We start from the raw sequence: 8,013 nt of genomic DNA on the forward strand, positions 1-8,013 counted from the left end.
AGGGTCGGGGTATGCTGTTGGTAATTGTGCTCTTGGACTTGCGCGTGAGTTTGCGGTTGAGTGGAAAGGGCTAAGGCGTCACCTGACTTTATATTGATTTGGGCATTGGTAGTGGCGCTGATGCCTTGACGTTTGGCGGTGTCTAATGGACTGATAACCCCCATTTTTAGACTGGCAGATATCCCGGCACTGTCTACTTTTAGCTGAGAGTAAGCTTGCTCTGTACGGTGGTCAGTCACCCATTCAGATAGGCCGTTACCCGTGTTGCGATAACCGCTTTCGACCGCTTGTTCATTGTCAGTGGAAAATAGGCTTGGGCGACTTGATGATAATAAGCTACCCGTATTGATCAGATGCTCGCCATCACCGATAGACTGCATGAGGGTTTGGTCGTCAGCCCTATGGGTGAAGTGACTGCCGTAATTAGCACCTGCTTGTGCTTCAAGGCGATTGATTGGTTGAGCGGAGCTATCTAATAAATAGCTTTTGGTCGGCGTCATATGATTACGGCTATCAATTTCATTTTGCATTTCAGTGATGCCCGTCATTGGTGGCAACGCGTGTTTACTATAGAGCTGACCGACCCACGGAGTATTAGCAGTGATTAATCTAAGTTGGGTTAGGTGAGTGCCAGCCTCTAAAGAAGAGGCGTGACGCTGATGATGGCGGCGACTACTTGTTAATCCTGTCACATGAGCGAGGCTATTACGTGCTAAATGTACGATATGAGTGGTGCGGTAATGCTGATTCAGTGCGCTATGCTCGGCTAATACAAAGGTGTCAGCGATATTTAAATCTGTAGCATGGCTGAGAGCATGATAGACGCTATACTGACTTTGATGGCTGTTTGCGATGATAGCCGCCTCATCTATGGCCTCGGTATCCGTCACTGGAGCAAAGGCGGCAGGACTATCGAAAGTCAGCGTATTGTCGTTGCCATTATTTTGCTTGGGGTTGTCATCGCCAAAAATAATCTCAGCCGTTTGAGTAGGGTGTGCAACCTTTGCGGCATTGAAGCGTTGCATGATGACAGAATCAGGCTGTACCGTAACATGCTCGCTGATTGCTAAGACAGGCGCATGAACACGATCGTGTAGTACTTGCTGATAGCGTAATGCGCCAATATTCTGACTGATGTTATCATTATCGCTTGGATATGCTGAGGTTATGATCAGCTTCGGCGGGCGGTGCTCAGAAGTTTGCTGATGACGCAGGTAAGCGGTTAAACCTTGACGCGAGAGCCGCTCACAAATATGTGACCAATCACTTATTTGCCATTGTGTCATACGCGCAGGTACCCAGCTTGCATCTTCATCCCTGTTACTGTCATCGATGACTTCTATGTCTAGCGCCGCTGTGCGCTGTGCGACCATCGTTTGGACAGAAGTTTCAGTATCTATATGACTGCTTAAATGTTGATGCAAACGATAAGTAATAGGCTGTGCGAGTAGGCGGTAATAGCCATAGCTGCCATCATGATCCAATTGACAAATAGCGGTTAGATATAGATGGCGATAGCCGCTGCCATTCGGCGTATCAAAGCATAAGGTTAAAGGACTACCAATTAAATCCGTACAAGAAGAGAAGGGCAAATGATGGCCTTCGTGAATGTAGACCTGTAGCACATAAGTGTCGATACCATGCTGTTGATGCTGATAACCGCTATTAGGATTTAAGCGCTCAATGATAGCTGCCTCATACTCGGCATTGAGCAATTCATCTTGCCATGTTTGATGAGCAACAATATCTTGTTTGGCACTGGCATAAGGAGCTTGGCTACTGCCTTCACTGGCATATAGCCTATCAAGATGCATGGGTAGCGCCGTATTGAGCAAACGTAGCATGGTTGTTGTCCCATTTTATTAAGCAATGTAAAGCGGTGCTATGAAGTATATAAATTGCCAGGTTTTATTATTCTGAGTGAGTTATCACTAATAATGGTTACTATCAAATAAAGGTTATTCAGCAAGGGTAAACTCGATACGACGATTACGCGTGCGTCCTTCTTCATTATCATTGCTAGCAATAGGGTCTAGATCCCCCTTGCCAGCAGTACTTAGGCGAGCAGCATCAATGTTGCGACCAATAAGATACTGTTTTACCGCTTCCGCACGCTGATTCGATAGTGTTAAATTACTAGCAGAATTACCGACATTGTCTGTATGTCCGGTGATAGTTACAGGTTTATCACCGACCCGCTGTAGTACCCCTGCCATATCATCTAGGATACCAAGCCCCATTGGGGTTAAGTTGGCACTTCCTGATTCAAACTCAACGATACGATTGCCTAAAGTCTCATCTATGAGCTGTTGTTCGCCTTGAGTGACAACCAGCTGATTCTCTAATTGATAAAGATCGGTCAAACGCGTATGAATGCGGTTTTGGATGGCTTGTTTTTGTTCAAGGCTGCTGACTTTGCCATGTAGGCTAATAGTCGTACCATGAATATCTATCCGACCTTGACGTATATTGGCGATGTCGCTGTCAATAATGGCAGTGGCTACTTGTTGCCAATTGGTCGGTATGTTGATATTTGAGCGCACTTCGATTTCATCTCTGACGGGTTTATCAGGGTACTGAGCCTTGAGCTTATCAAGAAGCTGCTGCTTATCTGAACTTGTGGCAACAACGCCTTTTATAACCACAGGTACATCTTGATCGTTATGTAGGCTATCTTGAGCAGCAAAGACCATCGCGCTCATAAATAAGGTAGTGATTGCTGCCAATAATAGGTTTTTTCTACTTCCTATTAGCCTAGAATTCTTGATTGAGAAACGAGTTAGCATGGCAGTACCCTTTTTTACTTCAATGTTTATCAGGTGTATAAATAGGAAAAAATAGACAATAAGCCTTATTGAGCTAAAAATATTTGCTTAAATAATTGTCTGGTGTCATACAAATAAAGATCGTCTTGCAACAATATTTTGTTGAATCGAGTCAAACCAATATCTTCATCGATATAACTTTGTGTCCAACCACTATCTCCAATTGAGACCCAATCAGCAGGTAGAGTGTTTTTATGCGTTAATAATTGAGCAAGTAGCTGACTGTCCGGTTTGCTAAAGCTCAATAGCAGCTGGTAATGCGCAGAGGTTCGATAAACATAGGTATTAAGCTGTAGTTGATGAGGCTGATAAAACCCATGAATCAAGTCATGCCAAAAGGTTGCCATATATATAGCAGTAGCCTTTTCAGCGGGTAGCGCCCAGCTTATAGATTTGTTTAACCCATGAAAGCCTTTAGCGTGAGTCGGTAAAAATAGTAAACCCGTGGCAATAATTTGTTGGACCAAATGTGCTTTATCGATACCTATTAAGTCTGCAATATCTTGCAGCGTGGTGGTATTGATGAAGTTATAGTAGTGGGTACTGGCATTTTGATCGACAACCAACGAGCAATCATTTAAATCTTCCATTACTTTGATAGTGTCGGTTTGAGATTTAGCGATTATTAAGGCGTCAGACACGTCATCCCATAAAGACAGAGACTTAATCGGTACATAATTCATCCAACTTTTGGGTTTATCGTGAGACATCAGGCCAAAGCCAATCAAAGGGTAGCTGCGTTGATTGCTATCGTGACTGGATATCAGGACACCAGTGACGATTTTATTGGCCGTCGTATCGATGTGACTGAAATATAGCGCTGTGTCTTCTTTTATAGCGCCATTTCTTAAAGGTTCTTTCTCTAGTGAGTGCTCAGTTAATGCAGCTTGCGTCGTTGAGATTCCTAATATTTCTGATTCTGTTAGTGCCTGACTGACCCAAGTATCAATATCGTTGGTTTCACTGATATGAGTGCGCGTACGAATAAAGTCACCACGTGCAGGCAGTTTGCCAAAATATACTAATGGTAATGATTCAGAAGTCATGGATTTTGCTCCTGCGGCTCAGAGCTGGCATTAGCATCGCTAGTAGCAGTGTTCAAATGAGACGCTTCACTGACATCGTCATTGCCTGTTGCAGAGTTAGCTACGCCATTCGCCGCCCGTTCACTAGCATCCGGATTTTGCGGTGCGGTGTTTGTGCGTGGCGAGCTACTCAAGGGTTGGTTTTGAGCGTTTGTATCACGCTCATTGGTATTATCGCTGTTAGGAGCTACTGCCGTTGTGGGCTTTGCGGTACGCGTAACCCCAAGCCCAATCACTTCGTTAGGCAGTTTCATACCCGTAAAAGGATTGCTTGAGCGACCTTGACTGGCGGTGCTGCTGTTGCCACTGATAATCCTAAAGCGGACGGAGACAGTGATACCATCACCTGACCATGCCATCTCAAAGATGTTATCGCCAAGCTCGGTGCGCCGCGCGCTATTGATAAGGCGCTCTACCCCAAAGCTACCAGCCTCTTCAAAGACAGTGTAGTCCTTGCCATCATAATCCTTGGCTCTAATACTGGCACCTGGCTGGCTACTAGGGTTTGGCCATACAAATGTCGTCCACGCTTGGGTGCCCATGCGATAACGCAACTGCTGACCATCGACGACAATGGTATATTCTGTTAAGCCGCTAACTGGTAATGGCATAATCTGAAAGGTGGTTTGATTCGAGGCACCATTAGCACCTGCGGCGCCTGCCGTACCACTGCCATTACCACCAGTATAATTGACGAAGTAGCGACCAAAGTCAGCCACAAACTTCGGACTGAGTCCCAAACCTGCACCATTCCAAATTTTGCTCGATATCTGATCACCGCGGCGAATGATAAAGGGCGACAAGGTTTCATTGACGAATTTTGCTACATAGCCATCCTCACCAAAGAACTGCCCAATCTCAGCAGGCGTGGCTTCTAAATTGGCATTGGCAGTAAACGGATATTTATTGCCCAAATTGTCAAGAAAGGGCTTATAGACCTGTGCTTGCCAAACTTTGTTAATTTCATCTTTGGTAGGCTTTAAAAGCATATTAAATGAGCGCGTAAGGGACTCACTTAATAATGGGCGTACCAACTGCTTCATCTCAGAGTTGGCTTGACTGAGTATTTGTTCATCTAATATCTGTAAAGATTTGGTAAGCTCTGAGCCTTCAGGACTTAAAGTCTGTGAGGCAAACAACAAGGCATCGGGACCAATATCATCACTACGAGCGATATTATTAAAGCGGGTTCTAATATGACCCAAACTTGCCAAGTAGTTATCCAACAAAGACAGGTTTTGATTGTCTTCTCTTGGCGTGACCAAATTGTGAATAGCGGAAAACTCTTGCGCAATCAAGCCTGAACTTGCGGGTATCACAGTAGCATTAGGGCTTGATTGGTTATTATCTATCATGGCTTCTGCCTGACGAAGCTCCGCTGGGCTTTGACGAAGAATGGTTTGCTTAAACCAAGTTACGAACGAGCGCCGAGATTGCGCGCCATCAGCCGAAGACGAGCTTGTAGATTTATTATCCCATTGGGTCTGGCGATCAACGGTTTCAAATAGAGTCTTTAAAGGGGATTCTGTGGCATTAGACAGCTGATTTAATAGTACCGCATGATCGTCAAAGCCTTTACTGTCACGAATATAGACTTGTGATAAAAACCGCTTCCATTCGCTGATATATTCTTGCTTATAGCGACTGACCAAATATTGGCGTATTTGTTCAGGACTACCGGTCAAGGTCAAGTCGTTTTGGCTACTGGTTGCCAATACCCAATCGTCAGCCACCATTTTGTTAGTCGCCGCTTTATCAATTTCATCACTGATAAAAGATTCCCATGCTTGCTTGGTAAAGGTGCCAGAAATCACATAGCTACCTAATAATGCTTCGTTATCTGTATTTTGAGTAATCTGTGCCACCGTCACTGCCGGAAAGCGTGCTGATGAGCGCATTTTTATCTCGGAATAAACACGCTCACGTGCAGGCTGGCCCTTACTGACTTTAGATAAGTTGATGCGGGTTTTATCAATCAATCCTAAGTCGTTTTGAATCAAAGGAAAGCTTGGGTCGTTAATATGAGCCAAGCTAAAACTCAAAATTCGCTCGGCTTGTCGAATCATTTTATCGCGCGGCATATCTGCGCGATTGGCCTCAAGCCAAGTACGCCAAAAGCGCGTCATCTGATCGCTCAAATGGCTGGTTTCTAAATGCTCGTGATTGCTTAGCATCAAATACGCTTTGAGCGCATTGTAAGCATCTTCAACATCGGTAGGATCTGATTGGATATAGGTATTAGTATTGCCAGCTGCAGACTCACTTTCTTGCGCCTCTGGCTCTTTAACGACTAGTTGTGCCGTATTAGCATTGACCTCAGTAAGGAATTTTTCTATATTTTGTTTGGTAGGTGCTAAGACAATGATGCCAATACCGTTATAGTATTCTGATAACAGTTTTTCTTTGAGCTTGTCGCCTTGATATAAGCCAAAACTTAACGAGAGAGGGCGATTTTCTTCGTACGCCTCAAGCTGCTCTATGCGACTTTGTAAAATACTGAGTGATTCTAGTTGTGATTGCAAATCACCGTTTGAATTTTTTTGGATTTGAGCGACTTGTTGTAAATCTGCTCCTACCCGTTCAGTCAGCTGTTTATTATTGGCATATGACCACGTCCATAGCCCAGCCGCCGCGCAGAGCACCACGACAGATGCTAAGGTTGCCAAGGCGCGATGGCTACGTTTATCACGGTTCTTGTGCTGCTTAACCAAATGCTTGTCTTTTAAAATAACCTTGGAAAAAAGATCGTTTAAAAAATAAGGTTTATCAGTGCTAGTTTGCTGAGAATTAAGAGGAACGGCTGGTGGCTGCAAATCAAAATTTTGTACCATTTGTAGCGTCATCTGACTGCTAACTTGGCCTTCTTGGAGCGCACTGGTGAAATAAAAGCCACGCAATATCGGCTTAAATTGAAAAGGATTGTCTTCAAACAGAGCGTGCATGAGGGTACGTATCATAGGACGCAATGACTGAAATTCCATTGGAAATGTCATTAAACTGGGTGAGACAGTACGCTGATGGCGTAACGACAGTTTGGTGGTGCTTAAATCTTTTAGACCATTGACCAATACGCCAAAATGCTCTTCAAAAACATCTGTAATATTGATGTTGTCGGGGTCTTCTGGATAAGGAATGGTCGCCCCCCATACTTGCCCGCGATCTTCTTGCTCATAATCATGAAAGAAATCACGAAATCCTGATACCAAATCCATCTTGGTAAATACCACATAAACAGGGGCATAAACTTCTAGTTGTTCGGTCAAATCCTGCACACGGCTACGTAAGTTTTTGGCCAAATCCAGTGCATAGCTAGGCTCATTTTTGGTCAATTCTGCAATACTAACGGCGATAATAATGCCATTAATAGGGGCCTTGGGACGGTTCTTTTTCAGTAGGTTTAAGAATGACAGCCATTCTGAACGATCGTCTTCATAAGCAGAATAACGCCCTGCGGTATCGAGCAGAATCCCTTCAGTAGAAAAAAACCAATCGCAATTACGCGTACCACCCACACCTTTGACTGATAGCTTGTTGGTTTGCTCCATAAATGGAAACTTTAACCCAGAGTGTAGTACCGCTGAGCTTTTACCGGCTGCTGGATTACCGATGACCATATACCAGGGCAGCTCATACAATGCTGCTTTACCAGTTTGATCGCCGATTTTTGATTTACGAATGGTTTTAATGGCGTCTTGCATTTGCTGACGTAATGCTTGTACCTCTTGCGCGTTCTCATCTTTAGCAATGGCGTCTTTATTATATTCGTCGCCATTGTCTTCTACCAAATTTGCCAAGTCTGCCGAGGCAAGTTTGCGTTTTTTCCAAAAATAGTAACCTAAGGTGGACAGTAGGGCACAAGTGACGGTAACAGCAAGAATAATGACGAAGGTTTTTAGTGGCACATAATCGTAAAGTAAAACCAAAGCGACGATAACCCCTAAGACTAATAATACTCTTGGGTGGTAAATAAGATGAAAAAATCTTGCAAACATACTTGCTACCTAATGTAATCTTAAAATAGTAGGGAGTTATCAGATCAGAGTGAACGGCGACTATAATGTCAAATAATGAATAAAAACATACTTAAGCGGCATCCGAAAAAT

The 8,013-nt window shown here is 44.0% G+C and carries 4 protein-coding genes; all 4 read right to left on the reverse strand.

All coding sequences use genetic code 11. From position 1 onward, the window contains the following. The coding region (locus tag V7D75_RS11950) for a hypothetical protein (protein ID WP_333614737.1) at nucleotides 1-1,844 on the reverse strand (1,844 nt) is incomplete at its 3' end. A gap of 114 nt (nucleotides 1,845-1,958) precedes the next feature. Continuing rightward, entirely contained in the window at nucleotides 1,959-2,786 is an 828-nt protein-coding gene (locus V7D75_RS11955; protein ID WP_333614738.1) for an OmpA family protein, read from the reverse strand. Between the two features lie 65 nt (nucleotides 2,787-2,851). Beyond that, nucleotides 2,852-3,871: a TagF domain-containing protein gene (locus V7D75_RS11960; RefSeq protein WP_333614739.1), complete on the reverse strand. Its 1,020-nt coding sequence runs from the start codon at nucleotides 3,869-3,871 to the stop codon at nucleotides 2,852-2,854. Further along, nucleotides 3,868-7,902: a type VI secretion system membrane subunit TssM gene (gene tssM / locus V7D75_RS11965; RefSeq protein WP_333614740.1), complete on the reverse strand. Its 4,035-nt coding sequence runs from the start codon at nucleotides 7,900-7,902 to the stop codon at nucleotides 3,868-3,870. Before tssM ends, V7D75_RS11960 begins: the two co-directional genes overlap by 4 nt. Nucleotides 7,903-8,013 lie beyond the last annotated feature (111 nt).

Source organism: Psychrobacter sp. (assembly GCF_036731945.1).
Taxonomy (GTDB): Bacteria; Pseudomonadota; Gammaproteobacteria; order Pseudomonadales; family Moraxellaceae; genus Psychrobacter.